The organism is Geomonas edaphica (assembly GCF_004917075.1).
Lineage (GTDB): Bacteria > Desulfobacterota > Desulfuromonadia > Geobacterales > Geobacteraceae > Geomonas > Geomonas edaphica.
Map to the genome: position 1 here is coordinate 1038241 of NZ_SSYB01000004.1, position 20316 is coordinate 1058556.

The window sequence follows — 20316 nt, forward strand, 5'->3', positions numbered from 1 at the left end:
GCTATGCCAGATCTAGAGACAGTCATAAAGCAGTTGAGCCGCACCATCGTCGAGCACAAGAAGGCGGCGAACATGTCCTTCGAGGAGTATATGCGTCTCGCCACGGAGCAGCCGGAACGGGTGATGCGCAACATCTTCCAGCTTTTCCACGACATGGTGCAAAGTTACGTGAACGAAGGCAACGACGAGTATCCCGAGGACCCGGAATCGATCAACTTCGTTCCGTACGATACCGGGAAGCTCTTCGTGCGCGACTCCGACCGTCCCTTCTTCGCGGATCGCCTCTTCGCCAACCGCTTCATGAACCACGTGGCCGCCATGAAGAGCGGCGCGCGCCAGAACAAGATCTACATCTTCGAGGGGCCGCCGGGTTCCGGCAAGAGCACCTTCCTGAACAACCTCCTGATGAAATTCGAGGAGTACGCGAGCACCGAAGAAGGTAAGACCTACGAGGTGGTGTGGCACCTGGACCGCCGCGTGCTGGGGAGCTTCAAGGAGCACCAGGTGAGCGCCTTCGTCGAGAAGCTTTCGCACCTTCTGGACGAGTACGAGCTGGAAACCCACGACCACATCGATCCGCGGGCGCTTCTGCGCGGCGGCGACGTCGTCGAGGTCCCCTGCCCGTCGCACGACAGCCCGCTCCTCATGATCGACAAGGCGCAGCGCCGGGCCTTCTTCGACGACCTGTTCCAGAACGATTCCTTCAAATGGAAGCTCTTCACCGAGAAGGAGTACGACTGGGTCTTCCGCGACTCGCCATGCACCATCTGCACCTCCATCTTCCAGGCCCTTTCGGCGCGGCTCCAGGACCCGGCCGAGATCTTCAGCATGATCAAGGTGCGTCCCTACCGCTTCAACCGCAGGCTCGGCGAGGGGATCACAGTCTTCAACCCCGGCGACAAGTCGATGAAGCAGAACATCCTCACCAACGACATGCTGCAGAGGAAGATCGACCTCCTTCTTGGGGACAGCAACGAGGTGAAGTACCTCTTCTCCAACTTCGCCAAGACCAACAACGGCATCTACGCCCTCATGGACGTCAAGTCGCACAATGCGGAGCGGCTTCTCGAGTTGCACAACATCATCAGCGAGGGTATCCACAAGGTCGAGGACATCGAGGAGAACGTGAGGAGCCTCTTCATCGCTCTCATGAACCCAGAGGACGAGCGGAGCATCGAAGGGGTGCAGTCCTTCACGGACCGCATCGAGTTCATCAATATCCCCTACGTCATGGACCTGAACACCGAGGTGGAGATCTACCGCAACATCTTCGGCAAGCACATCGACACGAGCTTCCTGCCGCGGGTCCTGCACAACTTCGCCCGGGTCATCATCTCCACCAGGATGAACGTGAAGTCCGATGCGCTTTTGGAGTGGATCGGCGACCCCGAAAAGTACCGGCTTTACTGCGACGAGAACCTGCAGCTCCTGAAGATGGAGATCTACACCGGGCACATCCCCGACTGGCTCTCGGAAGACGACAGGAAGAGGCTGAACGCGAAGCGGAGGAAAAAAATCATCGCCGAGAGCGAGCACGAAGGGGACCACGGCTTCTCGGGGCGCGAGTCGATCAAGATCTTCTCCGACTTCTACGCCGCCTACGCCCGCAAGGACAAGATGATCAACATGAACAACCTGTCCACCTTCTTCACGAGATGGCACAAGGAACTCAAGGAGTCGATCCCGGACGGCTTCATGGAGAGCCTCGTGCACAACTACGACTACGTGGTGCTCCAGGAGGTGAAGGAGGCGCTCTACTACTACAACGAGGCGCAGATCGAGCGCGACATCCTGCATTACATGTTTGCGGTGAACTTCGAGCCGGGCGCCGTAGAAGTGTGCCGCTTCACAGGTGAGAAGCTCGAGATCACCGAAGAGTTCCTGGCCGCGATCGAGCGGCGCCTATTGGGGGCGAAGGTAGAGGACGAGGCGCGTCTCGCCTTCCGTCAGGAGACCCAGCGCGAATACACCGGGCGCACCCTGACGCAGGAGATCATGGTCGAGGGTAGAAGAGCCCAGGAGACCCAGCTATTCCAGTCGCTGCATGACCGCTACGTCTTCAACCTGAAGGAAAAGGTGCTAGAGCCGTTCCTCGAGAACGCCAACTTCCGGCGCGCCATCAAGGACTTCGACACCGAGGCCTTCAAGACCTACGACAAGAGGATCCGGGACGACGTCACCTTCCTGATCAACAACCTGAGCTCCGAAAAGTTCAAGTACACCAAGCAGTGCGCCAAGGAGATCTGCGTGTACGTGATCGACAACGATCTGGCCCGCAAGTTCCATGTGTAGTCAATTGACATGGACGATTGACAATTGGCAATGGACGGCGCTTTTGGCTGAATAAACAAGGGGGATGACTGCAATGCCTTTAGGCAGCGGTCATCCCCCTTCTTGTTGCTTCGGGTTTTCGTTGTCAATTATCCATCGTCAATCGTCAATTGGTTTTGAACCGGTTTACCATCTCCTGCAGCGACTGTGCGGAGCGGGCGAGCTCCTCGGCGGCGCGGGCCGATTCCTGGGCTCCACTCGCCGTCTCATGCACCACATCCATGATCTGCCGCATGCTCTCCGAAATATCGTTCGTCGTCGCGGACTGCTCCTCTGCTGCGGTGGCCACCTGGGATACGTCATCCAGCAGCGGGGTGATCTGTTCCTTGATGGTGCCGATGGCCCGGCTGGAATGATGCACGTCCTCCGTCCCGCTTCTGACGCTCGTCGCACTCCGCTCCATGAGCCCCACCACGTTTCGCACGTCTCCCTGCAGAGAAGCGATGATGGTCTGAACTTCCCTGGTCGATGAGGTGGTCCGCTCGGCAAGCCTTCTAACTTCGTCGGCGACGACCGCGAAGCCACGCCCCTGCTCGCCGGCCCGCGCGGCCTCTATGGCCGCGTTCAGTGCCAGGAGGTTCGTCTGATCGGCGATGTCCTGGATCGCCACCACGATGTCGCCGATCTTGTCTGAGTTGGTCCCTAGGGCCTTCACCGCCTCGACGGTACCGGTAACCATAGTCTCTATTTCATCCATCACCGCGATCATGCGGAAGATGGTCTCTTCCCCTTTGCTGGTGGCGCTGTTGGTGCTCCCGGCACGCTCGGCCATCTTCTGGCAACTCTCAGCGATGTTGTTGCTCACCCCGGCCATTTCCCCTACCGCACTCGAGACGGAATGCGACTGGTGCGAGGCATGCTCGGTTCCCTGGGCGATCATGGTAGAGGTGCTGCTCAGATCGTTGGAGGCGCTGGTCAGGTGATCGGCGGTTTGCTGAATCCCTGCGATCATGCCGCGCATAGAGCCTTGCAACTTCTGCAGGGCACGCAGCATCTGGCTGATCTCGTTGCGGCGGTTGATGACGATTTCCTCGCTCAGGTCGCCTTGCGCCATGGTCTCCAGGTAGCCGACCGCCCTTACCAGCGGAGTTCTGATGGACCAAATGTTGATGCAGCCGAAGATGCCACCCAGCACGATGAAAAGTGCGACGGAGCCGTACTTGATGATGATCGAGTCTGCCTGGGCTGCCCATGCTGCCGCGATGAGACAGAGGCTGTAGCAAAAGCACAAGAGGCTCAGCCTGAATTTGATAGTGAGGTTTAGGTAGTAGTTCCAGATTTGAGTCATGTCCATCTCCTTACGTTGCAGCCGCTACCAGTGAAACAGTTCCTCACGTCTATCAGTGATACTTTAACGGACATGGCTCTTATCGGGGGAGGAGGTTCGAACTTGAACGTTTCTTCAAGGATAACAAAGTGGTTAGAGGAAAATAATTCAAAAAAGGGCACCCAGCCGATGCTGAGTGCCCCTGGTGTATGTGTAATGTCGCCGAGTCAGTTACCCTTTTCCCTTCCCCTTAGCGGCCATCGCCATCTGCATCGCCTCTCCCATCCGCGTCGGGCTTGACGCCACAATGACGCCGCACTCGGTGAGGGTGCGGATCTTGTCTTCAGCCTTTCCCTTGCCGCCGGTGATGATGGCGCCTGCGTGCCCCATCCTCTTGCCCGGCGGGGCGGTCACGCCGGCAATGAAGGCGGCCACCGGCTTCTTCATGTTCTCCTGGATCCAGTGCGCCGCGTCTTCTTCCGCGGCCCCCCCAATCTCCCCGATCATGAAGACTCCTTCAGTACCGGGATCTTCGTTGAAGAGCTTGAGGACGTCGACGAAGTTCATGCCGATGATGGGGTCTCCCCCGATCCCGACGCCGGTGGACTGGCCGAGACCCGCGTCGGAGAGCTGCTTCACCGCCTCGTAGGTGAGCGTGCCGCTGCGCGAGACGACGCCGATATTCCCCGGCTTGTGGATGTGTCCCGGCATGATGCCGATCTTGCACTCGCCGGGGGTGATGACGCCGGGGCAGTTGGGGCCGACAAGCCGCATCTTGCTTTGCTTGAGGATCGCCTTCACGGGGACCATGTCACGGACCGGGATCCCCTCGGTGATGCAGACCGCGAGTTCGAGCCCCGCGTCAGCCGCCTCGAGGATGGCATCCGCCGCGCCGGGGGGCGGAACGAAGATCATGGAGACGTTGGCGGTGGTGTACTTCACGGCCTCTGCCACGGTGTTGAAGACCGGGATCCCCTCGATGTGGATCCCACCTTTGCCCGGAGTCACCCCTGCGACGATGTTGCTGCCGTACTCGCGGCACTGCTGGGTGTGGAAGAGCCCGCTGCGGCCTGTGATCCCCTGGACCACAATTCTCGAGGATTTATTTACCAGTATGGACATATCGCTATCTCCCTGAATTTGGATCCCTAACCCGTTTGGGGGGAGCTATCCAAGCATGCCTACGATCTTGGAGGCCGCGTCGCCCAGGTTGTCGCTGCACTGGACGTTCAGGCCGCTCTCGGTAAGCAGACGTTTCCCCTCCTCAACCTGGCTGCCGTCCATGCGCACCACGATGGGGAGGGTGCAGTTCACCTCGCCGGCCGCCTCGATGATACCGTGGGCGATCACGTCGCAGCGCATGATGCCGCCGAAGATGTTGACGAAGATCCCTTTCACGTCGGTGTCCTGCAGGATGATCTTGAAGGCCTCGGCTACCTTTTCACGGGTGGCGCCGCCGCCTACGTCAAGGAAGTTCGCCGGCTCGCCCCCGTACTCCTTCAGGACGTCCAGGGTGGCCATGGCAAGCCCGGCGCCGTTCACCAGGCAGCCGATGGAGCCGGAGAGCTTGATGTAGGCGAGGTCGTACTTGCCCGCGTTGATCTCGAGCGGGTCGAGCTGCGAGTAGTCCATCATGTCGGGGTATTCGCGGTGCCTGAAGATGGCGTTGTCGTCGAAGGTGATCTTGGCGTCCATCGCCATGAGCCACCCGGCCCGGGTCACAACCAGCGGGTTGATCTCCACCAGGGCGCAGTCCTTCTCAAGACAGACACGGTAGAGGTTGAGGATCAGGTTGACACAGTCCTCGCAGACGCTGCCGGAGAGTCCAAGTTGCAGGGCGATCCACCGCGCCTGGTAGGACCTAAGACCGGTGAAGGGATCGATGGTGAGGGTATGGATCTTCTCCGGGGTCTTGCTGGCGACCTCCTCGATCTCCACCCCCCCTTCGGCGGAGGCGATCAGGACGTAGCGGGAGCTGCTGCGGTCGAGGGTTATGGAGAGATAGAATTCGCGCGCGATGTCCACCGCCTCCTCCACGAGGATGCGGCGCACCTTGAGTCCCTCCGGACCGGTCTGCGGGGTGACGAGGGTCTTGCCGAACAGCTCCTTTGCGTATTCCTGCGCCTGCTCGGGGTGGTGGATCAGCTTGACGCCGCCTGCCTTGCCACGTCCACCGGCGTAGATCTGGGCCTTGACGACGCAGCGGCCTCCCATCTCTTTCGCGGCTCGTTCCACCTGGTCGGCGGTGAGCGCCACGCGGCCACGCGGGATAGGGATGCCGTACGCATTCAGTATCTCCTTGGCCTGATACTCATGAATGTTCATCACGATCTCCTCTGGTGCGGCTATGGATTTTCAGCGCATGCGGGGTAAGCGTCCGTTCCGCTTGCCTTCGCGGCGAAGCGGCATGTAGGACTTATCGGCAACAACGGGTGGAATTTCAAATTAAGAGTAAATAGTAACACAGGTTTAAAAAAAAGGAGCCCGATGGGGCTCCCCTTTTGACCGCAGTCAGCGAACTATTCGGATGAGCTGCTAAGGCAAGGTCTGTAGCGAGCGGCGCACCTCGAAGCTTTCCGTCCCCCTGGTGCAATGCAGCTCCACCTCCGAGACCGCCCTGAAATTGCCGCCGGGATTTTTGCGCGCCGCCCTTGCCTGGCGTTCGCGCGCGATGATCTTGCATTGGACGAGGACCGCCTTCACGTCGCTTCCGGTGACGTCAGCCACCTCGAAGCGGTGCTTGCGCGCCACGATTCCCTCCCCCTGGGTGCTGATGATATTGCCGCGGCAAAAGAGTTCCTCGCCGCTGGCGGTGCCGGCCAGCAAAAGAAGCAGAATTGACGGTGCCATGAGTCTCTTCATGGGTTTCCTCCGGGGCGTGTCACTCGTCCGAGGCGTTGATACGCGCCCTGCGGGCCGCGCGGCGTTCGGCGAAGCTGGTGGGGCGGCGAGAGGAGGGTGTGGTTACCTGCGGCTGCGGTGCCGGCTGAGGCTGAGCTGCAGCGGCCGGCCCAGGCGGGGGCGTCGCCGGTTGCCCGGCAGCGGCTGCAGCAGGTTCGGGTGAGGGCGCTGCCGTAGGCGGTGCGGCAGGCTGGGCGGTCGCCGGAGCCGGCAGCGCCAGCGGCGCCCTTGCCGTGGCGGACGCCACCGGTTGCGCAGGGGCAGGGGGCTGTGCGGTGGCGAGGCCCCCGAGCTTGCCCGTGGCCACGTCGAGAACCCGCGCCTTTTTCAGGTACTTCGCAGGGATCTCGTGCAGGCTGTTGGTGTAAAATCTGGTCCCCTTGTTGTCTTTCCATGTGTAAATGTCGGCCGACACGGCGGTGGCCGAGAACGTGAGCAGCAATAATGCCAGAAGCGCCTTCATCTTCCCTCCAGATGCTGACTTGCAGCGTTACCTATTATTCAGGATAAGCTCTCCCTGTTCAACCCCAAACTGGCATTACTCTTCGGCAAAGAGCGATGATTCTTCAGTCCGGGGCTGCAATGCAATATTTGACGCCGTATGTTATCCTGAGTCTGTGCAACTGGAGACGTTCCAACAGTGTAGAGGAGGCAGACGTCATGAAGAAGGCCAGGCTGATAATCGGCTTTTTGTTCTTTCTGGCGACGGCACTAGGTATCGAGGCCGACGCCGCTTCCAAGCTCAAAGTGTACTCCGCGGAAAAGGGGAGTTATATCATGACTGACGAGGTCGTAAAGACCAACGCGGAATGGAAGAAGATACTCACCCCGGAGCAGTACCACATCCTCCGTGAGAAAGGTACCGAGCGTGCCTTCACCGGCAAGTACGCGACGACCCATGACCATGGGGTTTACCGTTGTGGGGGGTGCGGACTGGATCTGTTCAAGTCCGAGGACAAGTTCGAGTCCGGCACCGGGTGGCCCAGCTTCACCCGCCCCATCGCGCCGGAGAACGTGAAGACGGCGGTGGATAGAAGCTTCTTCTCCACCAGGACCGAGGTGCTTTGCCGCCGCTGCGGTGGTCACCTGGGTCATGTCTTCAATGACGGTCCGAAGCCGACCGGGCTGCGCTACTGCATGAACTCAGCGGCGCTGCAGTTCGTGGCCACCAAGTAGCTGAAGGCGAAAAACGTAAAGACTCAACGCAAAGACGCGAAGCCGCTAAGGCGCAAAGAAAGGCTTTAATACGTTTAACAGGGATGAAGGGGATGAACAGGATAGAGGCTTTACACCTTGAAACACAGGAATGTAAACCATAGAGCCTTCGGGTTTGACCTTATCCCCTGTATCCCCTTCATCCCTGTATATTTCGCTTTTTGTCTGGCTTTGCGGCTCGTTTTGGAGAGACGACGATGAAAACTTTGACTGCAGTGACGCTAGCCTTCCTGTTCCTGCTGACGGCGGCGGGTTCGCTGCCGGCCGCCCCGCTGCAGAAGGCGACCTTCGCCGGGGGGTGCTTCTGGTGCATGGAGCATCCCTTCGATGAACTGCCGGGAGTGGTTTCCGTCACCTCCGGGTACACCGGCGGACATACCAGGAACCCGACCTACGATGAGGTTTCCGCAGGAGGCACCGGCCACGCCGAATCGGTTCAGGTCATCTACGATCCCGGGAAGATAAGCTACGACAAGCTCCTCACGCGCTTCTGGCACAACATCGACCCGACCGCCAAGGACCGCCAGTTCTGCGACGCCGGACACCAGTACCGCAGCGCCATCTTCTATCACGACGAGGAGCAGCGCCGTCTGGCGCTCAAGTCCAAGCAGGCCCTCGAGGCGAACAAGCCGTTCAAGGGGACTATCGTGACGGAGATCGTGCCGGCGACGGAGTTTTATCCGGCTGAGGAATATCATCAGCACTATTACAAGAAGAACCCGTTGCGGTACTCTTACTACCGTTTGAGCTGCGGCCGGGACCACAGGCTGAAGGAGCTTTGGGGCGACCAGGCCGGGCGCTGATCCGACGACGGTGACGGAAACCGGTTGGAGGTCCATATGAAAAACCGCGAGATAGCGCGGATCTTCGATGAGATCGCCGACATCATGGAGATCCGGCAGGACAACATCTTCAAGATCAGGGCCTACCGCAGGGCGTCCTTAAACCTGGAGGGGCTGAACCGCGACCTCGCCCAGATGACGCACAAGGAACTCCTGGAGATCCCGGGTGTGGGCGCGGACCTCGCGGCACGCATAGAGGAATACTTGCAGACCGGGAGTATGGCCTACTACGAGCAACTGAAGCAGGAGATCCCGGCGGGGGTGTTCAACATGCTGGCCGTCCCGGACTTGGGCCCCAAGACCGCCAAGGCGATCTACGACGCGCTGCAGATAACGGGTCTTGACGAGTTGGAGAAGGCCGCTCTCGATCACCGCCTCATCGGCATCAAGGGGATCAAGCAGAAGACCGAGGAGAACATCCTCAAGGGGATCCAGTCGGTGAAGCGGGGGCGCGAGCGCCAGCCGCTCGGGCGTATGCTGCCGGCGGCCGAGGAGTTGGTGGCGGCGCTAAGGGAGAAGGCGCCCATCGAGCGGATCGAGGTTGCCGGGAGCATCCGGCGCCGGCGCGACACCATCAAGGACATCGACATCGTTGCCACCTCTCCAGATCCCGCGGCGGTGATGGAGGCCTTCCTCGGTCTCACCCAGGTGCACGACGTGATCATGAGGGGACCGACCCGGGCCAGCGTCACGATTCGGGAGGGGGTGCAGGTGGATCTGCGCGTGGTCGAGCCTGCCTCGTACGGCGCAGCGCTCGCCTATCTTACCGGGAGCCAGTCCCACAACGTTCGCCTCAGGGAGATGGCGCAGAAACGCGGGCTGAAGATCAACGAGTACGGCATCTTCCGCGAGGAGGACAACGCCAGGATGGGGGGCGAGAACGAGGAGGACATCTACCGCCTGCTGGAGCTTTCCTTCGTCCCCGCCGTGCTGCGCGAGGACCAGGGTGAGATCGAGGCGGCGCTCAAGGGGCGGCTGCCGCGACTGATCACCGCGCAGGACGTGAAAGGTGACCTCCACGTCCACTCCCGGTGGAGTGACGGCGCCCACGGCATCGCGGAGCTCGTCGAGGCGGCCCGGCTCAGGGGGCTCTCCTACATCGCGGTTACCGACCATTCCCAGGGGCTCGGCGTCGCCCGCGGTCTCACCGTGGAGCGCCTCATGGAGCAGCAGGCGGAGGTCCGGGCGCTGAACCGGGAGCTGGATGGTTTCAGGGTGCTGCACGGCACCGAGATGGACATCCGCAACGATGGCTCCCTTGATTTCCCGGACGAGGTGCTGGCGGAGCTCGACGTGGTGGTGGCTTCGATCCATTCCGGCTTCAACGGGACGAAGGAGGCGATGACGGCGCGCATCGTGGCCGCCATGCGCAACCCGCACGTGCACATCATCGCGCATCCGACCGGCCGCATCATCGGGGAACGGGAGGGGTACCAGCTCGACATGGAAGAGGTGCTGCAGGTAGCGAAGGAGACCAGGACCGCGCTCGAGATCAACGCCTATCCGCTCCGGCTCGACCTCGAGGACCGCTATGTGCGCCGCGCGAAGGAGCTTGGCGTGAAGATCGCCATCAACACGGACACGCACGCGAAGCTGCAGTTCGAGACCCTGCCCTGGGGAATTTCCGTGGCGCAGCGCGGCTGGCTCGAGCGGGATGACGTGCTGAACACGCTCTCGGCGGAGGAACTGCTGAAGCGGTTGAAAAGGAAGAAGTAACCAAGAAAGGAACATAAGACATGCCCAACTACTGGCTCTTCAAGAGCGAACCCTCCAGCTTCTCCCTCGACGATCTCAGGAGCCGTCCCGACGCCACCGAGCATTGGGACGGGGTCCGCAACTTCCAGGCGCGCAACTTCCTGCGCGACCAGATCAAGGTCGGTGACCAGGTCTTCTTCTATCACAGTAACATCGCGGAGCCCGCCGTCGTTGGGCTCGCCGAGGTGGTGCGGGAAGGGTATCCCGACTTCACCGCCTTCGACCCTGCGAGCAAGTACTTCGACCCGCGCAGCAATCCGGAAAAGCCGACCTGGTTCATGGTGGACGTACGCTTCGTGCGCGCGTTGCCGCGGCCGGTGACCCTGGCGGAGCTTAAGACCATCCCCGAGCTTTCGGAGATGGCGCTTTTGAACCGCAGTCGCTTATCGGTCCAGCCGGTGCGCAAGGAGGAGTGGGACAGGATCCTGAAGCTCGCCGGTGTCGCCCCCTGAAGTACCGCACGGGACGTAGAACCTAGAACCTAGAATGAACCGGGGTTTTCATGACATCGATAAAGAAGCGCTCGAAAAAGGCGGGCCTTGCGCCGGGCACGCTGATCCACATGGGGCGCGCCAAGGCGGGCGCCACCAGGGTGGACATGGTGGAATACGACGCGACTCGCCTCGAGAAGCACCGGGGCGCGTCCCTGGACCGCTGCCTGATCGGGCCGGACTCCCCCACCGTTTCATGGATAAACGTGGAGGGGCTCTCCGACCTGGAGGTGCTCAGGCACTTCGGGAGCTGCTACGGCATTCATCCCCTGGTCCTGGAGGACATCCTTGCCACCGACCAACGCCCGAAAGCCGCCGACTACGGCGACTATCTCTACGTTGTCTTGAAGATGATCGAACTGGACGACGCGACGGGGGAGATCAAGAGCGAGCAGGTGAGCCTGGTATTGGGGCGGAACTACCTGATCTCCTTTCAGGAGGGGCTCGAAGGGGACGTGTTCGAACAGGTCCGCAACCGGCTCGGCAATGAGAAGGCGCGGCTGCGGACCATGGGAGCGGACTTTCTGCTGCACGCCCTGCTGGACGTGATCGTCGATCACTACTTCCTGGTGCTGGAGAAGCTCGCCGACCGGATCGAGGACCTCGAGGACGAGGTGATCGACAACCCCGCCCCGGCCACGGTGCAGTCCATCTACCACCTGAAGCGGCAGATGCTCTTCCTGCACAAGGCCGTCTGGCCGCTACGCGAGGTGGTGAGCGGCCTGCAGCGGCGTGATTCCCGGCTCATCGACGACGCCACCATCATCTACCTGAGGGACCTCTACGACCACACCGTGCAGGTGCTGGACACCCTGGAAACCCTGCGCGACATGCTATCCGGCATGCTCGACATCTACCTCTCAAGCGTCTCGAACCGGCTGAACGAGGTGATGAAGGTGCTCACCATCATCGCCACCATCTTCATGCCGCTCGCCTTCGTGGTGGGGTGGTACGGCATGAACTTCAAACACATGCCCGAGCTGGACTGGAGCTTCGGGTACCCGATGGTCTTCGTCCTCTGCCTCACCATTTCCGGCGGGATGCTGATCTATTTCAGAAAGAAGCGCTGGCTGTGAGGCGCCCTAGCGGCTGGAGTGCAGCAGCGCGTAGTGCCTGAACGCCTCCCCCACGTTCTCCTTGATGTCGTTCTCACCCCACGGTTTGTACATAACCTTGTAGACCGCCCCGAGGTTGACCGCATTGGTGATCGCGTTGATGTCGGCGTAGCCGGAGAGCATGATGCGCACCGTGTCCGGGTAGAGTTCCCTGGCGCGCCCGAGAAACTCCGCCCCGTCCATCCCGGGCATCTTGAAGTCGGAAAGGATCACCAAGACCCGGTTGAGCGACAGCAGTTCGAAAGCCTCCTCCGCGTTCCTTGCCGTCAGAACGTTGTATCCCTCATCAAGAAGCACCCGCTGCAGCGCCCCAAGAATCCCCTCGTCGTCGTCCACCACCAGCACCGTTTTTTCCGGGCATGCGGCTCCGGGCTCCTGGACCTGGATGTGTCTTTGTTCCGTGAGGAGCCTTTCGAACTCACCCGCCGGGACCGGCTTGCTGAGGAAGTACCCCTGGATCTCGTCGCACCCCTGGCTCTGCAGGTAGTTCAGCTGCCCCTGGGTCTCAACCCCCTCGGCAATCACCTTGAGGTGCAGGCTGTGCGCCATGGCGATTACCGCCTTGGCGATGGCGGCGCTGTCGGGATCGCGGGTTATGTCCCGCACGAAGGACTTGTCGATCTTAAGCTTGTCGAAGGGGAAGCGCTTAAGGTAACCGAGGCTTGAATAGCCGGTCCCGAAGTCGTCCATGGCGAGGGTGAGTCCCATCTGCTTCAGCTCCCCGAGCACCGCGGCGACCCGAGTCGCATCCTGCATCACCATCCCCTCGGTGATCTCCAGCTCGAGCAGGTGCGGATCGAGCCCCGTCTCGACGAGAGCCTGTGCCACCGCCGCCGCTATGTCATGCTGCCGGAACTGGCGCGGCGACAGGTTGACCGCCACGGGGGGGGACGCTATCCCGGCGTCACGCCAGGCGCGGATCTGGGCGCAGGCCGTCTTCAGCACCCAGGCCCCGATCGGAAGGATGAGGCCGGTCTCCTCGGCAAGCGGGATGAAGGTGTCGGGGGGGACCACCCCGAGCTCCGGGCTGTGCCAGCGTAAAAGCGCCTCCATCCCGACCACGGCGCCGGAGGAGAGGCTTGCCTTGGGCTGGTAGTAGACGACCAGCTCCTGGCGCTCCAGGGCGTGGCGCAGGTGGTTTTCCAGGGTCATGCGGGCGAGGGATCTCGCGTTCATCTCGCCGGTGTGGAATTGGAAGTTCTGGCGCCCCAGTTCCTTGGCGCGGTAGAGGGCTGCCTCGGCGTTGCGCAAAAGCGTCGGTGCGTCCTCGCCGTCTCGTGGATGAACCGCGATGCCGACGCTCGCCGTCACCGCGACCTCCCGTCCCGCAAGCCGTATCGGGCGGGCCACGGCCTCCTGGAGCTTGCCGGCGATGAGGGCCGCGTTGTCGGAGGCGGCGGGATCGGAGATCAGTACCACGAATTCGTCGCTGTCGCGGCGCGCGACGGTGTCTTCGGCCCGGACGCAGCCGGCCAGGCGTTCGGCGATCACCTTGAGCAGACGGTCCCCCTCGTCGTGGCCGACTGCGTCGTTCACCGACTGGAAGCTGTCCAGATCCAGCATGAACAGCGCCACCTCGCGCCGCTCCCGGCGGGACATGAGCAGCGCCTGGCGCATGCGGTCGGCGAGCAGGTTGCGGTTCACGAGTCCGGTCAGGAGGTCGTAGCTCGCCTGGTATTCGAGCTGCTCCTCGTAGCGCTTGCGCTGGGTGATGTCCTCCAGGGACTCGATCACCGCCAGCAGCTTCCCGCTGCCGGAGCGTACCGGTGCGGCGTCGAATACGATGTAGCGGTCCTGCCCGTTCAGGTTGTTGTACCACCCCTCCGCCTGGAGCCCTTCAGGGATGAGATGGGACTGCCGCACCGGGCCGCACTCCTCGCGCACCCTTTCCAGGTCGCCGGTGATCACGAGGTCGGCAAGAACCGGGGTGGGGGAGGGGTAGAAGGCTTGCCAGGCGAGGTCGGTCCCGACCATCTCTTGCGCCTTCCTGCCGGTCAGCTCCTCGCAGGCGCGGTTCCAGATCAGCACGCGGTGCTCGGGATCCAGCACGAAGATGGGGACGGCGCTTTGCTGCAGGAGGCTCCCCAAAAGAGCATGCTGTTCCTCGGCCGCGGCGAGCGCGCGCTTCAGGGGCCTGATGTCGCGGACTATCGCGATGAACTTCCCGCCGCGCGGCAGTTCGAGCTCTCCCACCGAGACCTCCACCGGGAGGAGGGTGCCGTCCCGGTGCCGCCCGCGGCTCTCGCCTGGGGGACGCCGCCAGGCAAGGGGCGGTTCGCTGGGGGCGATTTCCGGCAGGACGAGAAGGATGTCGCGTCCCTCCATTTCGCCGGGAGCGTAGCCGAAGATGGTTTCGGCGGCGTGGTTCAGGGTGTAGATGGTCCCGTTCGCATCGAAGATGATCACCGCTTCGGCGATGGAGCGAAGCACGGTCCGGGCCGTGACCGATTCCCGACGCGCGAGGAGTTCCAGAGGACGTGCAATGAGCCACCATACCGCCGGGGCACTCAGGGCGGTAAGGAAAAGGGCGTCGGTGAAGACCGCGGGGAATCCGTCAAGGGAGGGGAATAGGTATGAAAGGAGGGACATCACCACGGATTCCGTGACGAAGGTGACCATGAGGAGCAGGCCGAGGACGGCCAGCGGCCGCGCGGTCAGCAGATTGTCTTGAGACGTGGTTGGTTTCATATGTCGGCCGATAAGCGGCTCCTCCGTCCAAAGGGTTACGGATGAGCTACTTATCGGCCGTTTTTTCATTATCTGAAGGAGAGCGTGAGTACTAGAGGCTCTTCTCGGCGAGCTCGTAGACGTCGCGGGCAAGGCCGGGTTCGGCGAGGATGCGCTCCAGCTCCTTCTTCATCAGCTCCTGGCGGGCGGCATCGAAGCGGCGCCAGCGGCTGAACGGGGTGAGCATGCGCGCGGCGATCTGCGGGTTGATCGCGTTCAGGCGCAGGATCTGGTCGCCAAGGAAGCGGTAACCCCGTCCGCTTACGTCGTGGAAACGGACCTGGTTCGCCTGGCTGAAGGCGCCGACCAGCGAACGCACCCGGTTCGGGTTGCGGATGTCGAAGTCGGGGTGCTCCAGGAGCGCAAGCACGCGGTCCAAGGTGTCGGGAAGACGCGAGGTCGCCTGCAGAGAGAACCACTTGTCTATGACGCCGCGGTCGCCGCGCCATTTGTCGTAGAAAAGCCCCAGCGCCTCGTCGCGCTCCGGGCAGGCGCACCCGGCCAGGGGAGCGAGGGCGCCTAAGGTGTCGGTCATGTTGTCCGAACTTCCAAGCTGGGCCATGCTCATGTCGACGGCGTCCTGTCCGCCTGCGGCCATCAGGTAGGAGAGGCAGAGGTTTTTCAGCCTGCGGCAACCGGCGAGCCCGTCGTCGGGGCGGTAGGGGGCGGCAGGCGCGCAGGCCTCGCGCACGCGTAGAAGTTCGGCGGAAAGCCTCTCGCCCACCGTCGCGCGCACGAGCTCGCGGGCTGCGTGGATCGCGGGGGGATCGATCACCTCCATCTGCTCGGCAAGATAGCTCTCGGCGGGGAGGGTGAGCGCCTCGGCAAGGAAGGCCCGGTCCTGGCGGTCGTCGTTCAGAAGCCTGCGGAACGACTCGATGAAGCCCTCCAAAACGCGCGCATCGCGCCCCGCCTGGAAGTCGGCCACAAGCCCCATGATCTGCTTGAGCGCCTGCACCTGTCCCGCCTCCCAGCGCACGAAAGGATCGCTGTCGCGGGTCATGAGGAGGGTGAGGTCATCGTCGCTGTAGGGATAGTCGAGCTTCACCGGCGCGGAGAAGTTCCTGTTCAGCGAGGGAACCGGGCGGCTGGAAAGCCCCGTGAAGACGAAGTTCTCGGTCTCTCTAGTAAGCTCCAGCACCCGTTGCGTCCCGGACGGGGCGGCTTCGCCGGCGAGCGCAAGCGGAAGTTCGTTCCCCTCGCGGTCCAAAAGCCCCATGACGAGCGGCATGTGGAACGGCTTCTTCTCGGGCTGCCCAGGCGTTGGTGGGCAGCTCTGTTTGACGGTGAGGGTGTAGCTGCCGCTCCCCGCGTCCCAGGCGTCGGTCACCGTGAGGACCGGGGTGCCGGCCTGGTCGTACCAGAGCATGAACTGAGACAGGTCGCGCCCCCCGGCGTCCGCCATCGCCTGCACGAACTCGTCGACCCGGACCGCCTGGCCGTCGTGCCGCTCGAAGTACAGGTCCATCCCCTTGCGGAAACCCTCCCGGCCGAGCAGGGTCTCGAGCATCCGGATCACCTCGCCCCCCTTGTGGTACACGGTCATGCTGTAGAAGTTGTTGATCTCGACGTATGATTCCGGGCGCACCGGGTGGGCCAGGGGGCCCGCGTCCTCGGCGAACTGGGCGCTTCTCAGGCTCTTCACGTCGGCGATCCTCTTCACCGGTCGCGACTGCATGTCGGCGGAGAACTCCTGGTCGCGGAAGATGGTGAGCCCCTCCTTCAGCGAGAGCTGGAACCAGTCGCGGCAGGTGATGCGGTTGCCGGTCCAGTTGTGGAAGTATTCGTGCCCGATCACCTCCTCGATCGCCTGGTAGTCGTCGTCGGTCGCGCTCTCAGGGCTTGCCAGCACGTAGCGCGAGTTGAAGACGTTCAGCCCCTTGTTCTCCATGGCGCCCATGTTGAAATCGTCCACCGCGACCACCATGTAGACGTCCAGGTCGTACTCGCGGCCGAATTTCTCCTCGTCCCAGCGCATGGCGTTTGCGAGCGAGAGGAGCGCGTGTTCGCACTTGTCTCGGTTTCGCTCCTCGACGTAGATCTCCAGCGTCACCTCGTGCCCGCTCATGGTCGTGAAGCGATCCGAGATGTGCACGAGGTCGCCGGCGACCACAGCGAAGAGGTAGCTCGGCTTCTTAAAGGGGTCGTGCCACACGGCGTAGTGGCGCCCGTCCGGCAGTTCCCCCTTCTCGACGAGGTTCCCGTTGGAGAGCAGGACCGGGCAGGCCGCCTTGTCCGCTCTGAGCGTCACGGTGTAGACCGCCATGACGTCGGGGCGGTCCAGGAAGTAGGTGATGCGCCGGAACCCTTCCGCTTCGCACTGGGTGCAGAGCATGGGGCCGGAGGCGTAGAGGCCGGAAAGGGCGGTGTTCGCCGCGGGGTTGATCCTGGTGGTCACCTCGAGGACGAAGCGCTCCGGCGGTGCCTCGATGACGAGCCTTTCCTCTTCGACCCGGTAGCGCTCAGGTGCGAGTTCGACGCCGTCCAACTTCAGCGAAAGCAGGGTCAGCTCCTCGCCGTCCAGCACGAGGGGACGCGGAGTCGCGCCGCGCTCATGATTGCTGCGCACGGAGAGGCGCGAGACCACCTTGGTCTCTTCCGGGTGAAGGTCGAACTCGAGCTCGACTGTCTCAACCAGGTAGTCGGGAACTGTGTAGTCTTTCTGATGGATGGTCTGGTGCCGGCACTGTGACATGGTTTCCCTCTCAAGGTGGTATTTACGCTGGACAAGGGAGCTATTGTACCGGCACGGCACTCTCTTTTCAACGCCCGGGCGCGCTTCGCGGGAGATTCCTGCCATAGCCCGTATTTGTTCAAAGAGAAAACATCGCGGTGGGAATGGGCAAAAAGTTGACTTTACAGGTAGATGGAGATATACAGATGCGCATGAAAAGAGCCCTCCTACTGATCCTTTTCCTCTCGTGCCTATGGTGTGCGGCTCCCGCTGCGGCCACCGAAATTTACGCGCAGCAGACCGGTAAGAGCTGCAACGTCTGCCACCTCGACCCGGCAGGGGGCGGGGAGCTCACCGCCGCGGGCAAGGAATTCGCGGCCTCCCGTACCGCGAAAAGCGAAGCGCCCGCCATGGGGGGTGTCGCCAAGATTGTCCGTTTCGCGGCAGGCTACCTGCACATGCTCACCGCCATCCTCTGGTTCGGCACCATCCTCTACGTCCATCTCGTGCTGAAGCCGGCGTACGCCGCAGGGGGGCTGCCGCGCGGCGAGGTCCGGGTCGGCGTTCTCTCCATGGCGGTCATGGGGGTGACCGGCGCGCTGCTCACCCACTTCCGCGTCACCTCGCTGGACATGCTGCTGCACACCCGTTTCGGGGTGCTGCTTTTGATAAAGATCTCCCTCTACCTGTTCATGGTCCTCTCCGCCACCTACGTGGTCCTCTTCATCGGCCCGAAGCTGAAGGCGAAGCGGCGTGAACCAGTCGCCCTTCCCGCGGGGAGCGAACTAACCGTGGATGAACTCGGCTCCTTTGACGGCAAGGAGGGGCGTCCCACCTGGTTCGCCTACGACGGGAAGCTCTACGATGCGAGCGCCAGCCGGCTCTGGAAACAGGGGGTGCACATGGGGCGGCACAACTCGGGCGAAGACCTGAGCGAGGCGCTCAAACTCGCGCCGCACGGCCCGGAGAAGGTGCTCGCCATGCCGCAGGTGGGGACGCTCTCCGCCGGGCCGCGCAAGGCACCCCTGCATGAGCGCGTCTTCTTCTTCATGGCCTACATGAACCTCAGCATCGTCTTTCTCATCGTGCTGATACTGTCGCTCTGGCGCTGGGCCTGACGCGGCTCCCGGTGCGCCGGACTTAGGAAGCAACGTGAAGCTGTTACGCATCTTTACCCACGCCGACGCTAAAAGGGATCCCGACTCCCTGCTGCGCCTGTTCGTCTCCATCGCCCTCCTTTCCATGGTCCTGATCACCTCAGGGGCCGGTTACGCCTTTTTCCATCTCCTGTACCAAAACGTGATCGTCAGCGCCGAGGACGACGCCGTCAAGGTGAGCCAGGCGCTTCTTGAGAACCAGCGGAAACGCATCCTCTCGGCCGACGGCAGCGGCAGCAGGGTCGCCGTGGCGCCGGAAAACCTCGCCGAGCTCGACGACCGCCTGAGAAAGTTCCTCGCCCCTTTCGACATCGTAAAGATAAAGATCTATTCCTCCGACGCCCGTATCGTCTACAGCACCGAGGCGAAGCTGATCGGCGAGACGAACCGAGGCAACAAGCGGCTCGCCAACGCCCTCGCCGGTGCCAACGATTCCAAGCTTGAGAGAAAGGAAGAGGTGAAGGACCTAGCGGACGAGCGGAAGTTCAACGTGGACGTGGTGGAGACCTACATCCCGATCCGGGACCACGGCCGGGTGATCGGAAGCTTCGAGGTCTACATGGATGTCACCCGTTACCGCAGACAGAGCGTCAACGCCGGGCTCCTCTCGCTGGCGTTCCTGGTGGCCATCCTGGTAGCTGTCTTCGGCATCTCCTATTTCGTTATCCGCAGGGGGACCCGGGAGCTCAAGGAGACCCAGGAGGTGCTCCGCAAACAGACGATCACCGATCCGCTGACGGGAACCTTCAACAAGCGCCAGATAGAACTGATCGGTAGGCGGGAATTCGCACGCGCCTCGCGGCGCAGGGAGAAAGGGATGTCCGATGCGGGAAGCGGCTTCCTGATGATCGACATCGACCGGTTCAAGGAGGTGAACGACCGCCACGGGCACCTGGCGGGCGACGACCTTTTGCGGCAGTTCGCCGAGCGGATCGCCGCGTCGCTTAGAAACTACGATTCGCTCGGGCGCTTCGGTGGGGAGGAGTTCCTGGTGGTGCTCCCCGGCTCGGACCTGGCACAGACCCGCGCGGTGGCGGAAAAGATCCTTACGCTGATCCGGCGGGAGCCTTTCAGCCTGGATGGGGCCCCCCTGCAGCTCACCGCCAGCATCGGCATGACCACGGTGGAGGAGGGGGACGAAGACCTCATGCAGGTGCTGCGCCGCGCCGACCGCAACCTCTACCGGGCGAAGAGCGGCGGGCGCGATCAGGCGGTCTAGGGGGACCGCTCGGCATCGTTGCACCCGGCGATGATGCTCGCTATCTCCTCCTCGGTGACGTCTTCGTCGATCCGGATCGCGCCGTCCGCTTCCCGGCGCAGGTCGGTAATCCCCGGGTAACTCTTCTCTAGGTACTTAAGCTCCTGCGACTGGCGCTTCACCGTCCTCAACAGGCGACGGTTTTCCTCTTCCAGGTCGTACTTCTCCACGGCGCTTCTAAGCGCGAGCTTCAGCTCCGTTTCGTCCCATGGTTTGGTGAAGAAGCGGTAGATCTCACCGCTGTTCACCGCGCGCATGGTCGCCTCGACGCTGGCATGCCCGGTGAGCATGATGCGCACCGTCTCCGGGTAGAGCTCCTTCACCGCGCCCAGGAACTCCGCCCCGTCCATCCCCGGCATCTTCTCGTCGGAAATGACCACCTTGTAGCGGTGCTGCGCCATGAGGCCGAGCGCCTCCTTTCCGCCGTGCGCCCCCGTGATCAGGTAGGGCTCCTCGTCCAGCCCGCGCACCAGGGCCGAGATCACGTGCGGCTCGTCGTCCACTAATAGAATCCTCGTTTCATCGGTCATGTTGTACCTCCGGTACTATGCAGCTTGAACCACCCCTCCTCTGCGTTTTTGGG

16 protein-coding genes are annotated in these 20316 nt (G+C 62.4%); 8 read left to right on the top strand and 8 right to left on the bottom strand.

Annotated elements, in window-relative coordinates; all coding sequences use genetic code 11:
- The first annotated feature begins 3 nt into the window (after positions 1–3).
- Positions 4–2292, top strand: a complete 2289-nt coding sequence (locus E8K79_RS15345) for a serine protein kinase PrkA (protein ID WP_136515460.1) — start codon at positions 4–6, stop codon at positions 2290–2292.
- 145 nt (positions 2293–2437) lie between these two features.
- Here E8K79_RS15345 and E8K79_RS15350 read toward each other — a convergent pair whose 3' ends face one another.
- The 5 genes from E8K79_RS15350 to E8K79_RS15370 form a co-directional block, all read right to left on the bottom strand.
- Positions 2438–3619 (bottom strand): methyl-accepting chemotaxis protein, encoded by a 1182-nt coding sequence (locus tag E8K79_RS15350; protein WP_136515461.1) that lies wholly within the window; start codon positions 3617–3619, stop codon positions 2438–2440.
- Positions 3620–3829: 210 nt separating this feature from the next.
- Entirely contained in the window at positions 3830–4720 is an 891-nt protein-coding gene (sucD, locus tag E8K79_RS15355; protein ID WP_136515462.1) for a succinate--CoA ligase subunit alpha, read from the bottom strand.
- Between the two features lie 45 nt (positions 4721–4765).
- A complete protein-coding gene (gene sucC, locus E8K79_RS15360; RefSeq protein ID WP_135868712.1) occupies positions 4766–5923 on the bottom strand; it encodes an ADP-forming succinate--CoA ligase subunit beta in 1158 nt (385 codons plus the stop codon).
- A 210-nt stretch (positions 5924–6133) separates the two neighbouring features.
- Positions 6134–6460 carry a hypothetical protein gene (locus E8K79_RS15365; protein ID WP_136515463.1) on the bottom strand — a complete coding sequence of 109 codons (327 nt, stop codon included), beginning with the start codon at positions 6458–6460 and terminating at the stop codon, positions 6134–6136.
- 19 nt (positions 6461–6479) lie between these two features.
- A complete protein-coding gene (locus tag E8K79_RS15370) occupies positions 6480–6914 on the bottom strand; it encodes a hypothetical protein (RefSeq protein ID WP_136515464.1) in 435 nt (144 codons plus the stop codon).
- A gap of 245 nt (positions 6915–7159) precedes the next feature.
- Between E8K79_RS15370 and msrB the strand changes: the two genes are divergently transcribed.
- The 5 genes from msrB to corA all read left to right on the top strand — a co-directional run bounded on the left by msrB (position 7160) and on the right by corA (position 11878).
- Complete coding sequence (gene msrB, locus E8K79_RS15375; RefSeq protein WP_135868709.1) at positions 7160–7675, top strand: peptide-methionine (R)-S-oxide reductase MsrB; 516 nt, start codon at positions 7160–7162, stop codon at positions 7673–7675.
- Between the two features lie 236 nt (positions 7676–7911).
- Entirely contained in the window at positions 7912–8517 is a 606-nt protein-coding gene (gene msrA, locus E8K79_RS15380) for a peptide-methionine (S)-S-oxide reductase MsrA (protein WP_136515465.1), read from the top strand.
- A gap of 36 nt (positions 8518–8553) precedes the next feature.
- Positions 8554–10272, top strand: coding sequence for a DNA polymerase/3'-5' exonuclease PolX (polX, locus tag E8K79_RS15385; RefSeq protein WP_136515466.1), 1719 nt, complete (start codon positions 8554–8556; stop codon positions 10270–10272).
- Positions 10273–10292: 20 nt separating this feature from the next.
- The gene (locus tag E8K79_RS15390; protein ID WP_136515467.1) at positions 10293–10763 is read left to right on the top strand and encodes an EVE domain-containing protein; all 471 of its coding nucleotides are present in this window, start codon (positions 10293–10295) and stop codon (positions 10761–10763) included.
- Between the two features lie 50 nt (positions 10764–10813).
- Positions 10814–11878: a magnesium/cobalt transporter CorA gene (corA, locus tag E8K79_RS15395; RefSeq protein ID WP_136515468.1), complete on the top strand. Its 1065-nt coding sequence runs from the start codon at positions 10814–10816 to the stop codon at positions 11876–11878.
- Positions 11879–11884: 6 nt separating this feature from the next.
- On the opposite strand, the gene E8K79_RS15400 is transcribed toward corA, so the two are convergent.
- Both E8K79_RS15400 and pepN read right to left on the bottom strand, forming a co-directional pair.
- Complete coding sequence (locus E8K79_RS15400; protein WP_162604681.1) at positions 11885–14605, bottom strand: EAL domain-containing protein; 2721 nt, start codon at positions 14603–14605, stop codon at positions 11885–11887.
- A gap of 91 nt (positions 14606–14696) precedes the next feature.
- A complete protein-coding gene (pepN, locus tag E8K79_RS15405; RefSeq protein ID WP_136515470.1) occupies positions 14697–17339 on the bottom strand; it encodes an aminopeptidase N in 2643 nt (880 codons plus the stop codon).
- A gap of 185 nt (positions 17340–17524) precedes the next feature.
- On the opposite strand from pepN, the gene E8K79_RS15410 reads away from it, so the two are divergent.
- Both E8K79_RS15410 and E8K79_RS15415 read left to right on the top strand, forming a co-directional pair.
- Positions 17525–18436, top strand: a complete 912-nt coding sequence (locus E8K79_RS15410; protein ID WP_136515471.1) for a CopD family protein — start codon at positions 17525–17527, stop codon at positions 18434–18436.
- Positions 18437–18470: 34 nt separating this feature from the next.
- On the top strand, positions 18471–19694 hold the full coding sequence (locus E8K79_RS15415; RefSeq protein WP_136515472.1) for a GGDEF domain-containing protein: 1224 nt from the start codon (positions 18471–18473) through the stop codon (positions 19692–19694).
- Here the strand turns inward: E8K79_RS15415 and E8K79_RS15420 are convergent.
- Positions 19691–20263, bottom strand: coding sequence for a response regulator (locus E8K79_RS15420; protein ID WP_136515473.1), 573 nt, complete (start codon positions 20261–20263; stop codon positions 19691–19693). The genes E8K79_RS15415 and E8K79_RS15420 overlap by 4 nt on opposite strands.
- Between the last annotated feature and the right edge of the window lie 53 nt (positions 20264–20316).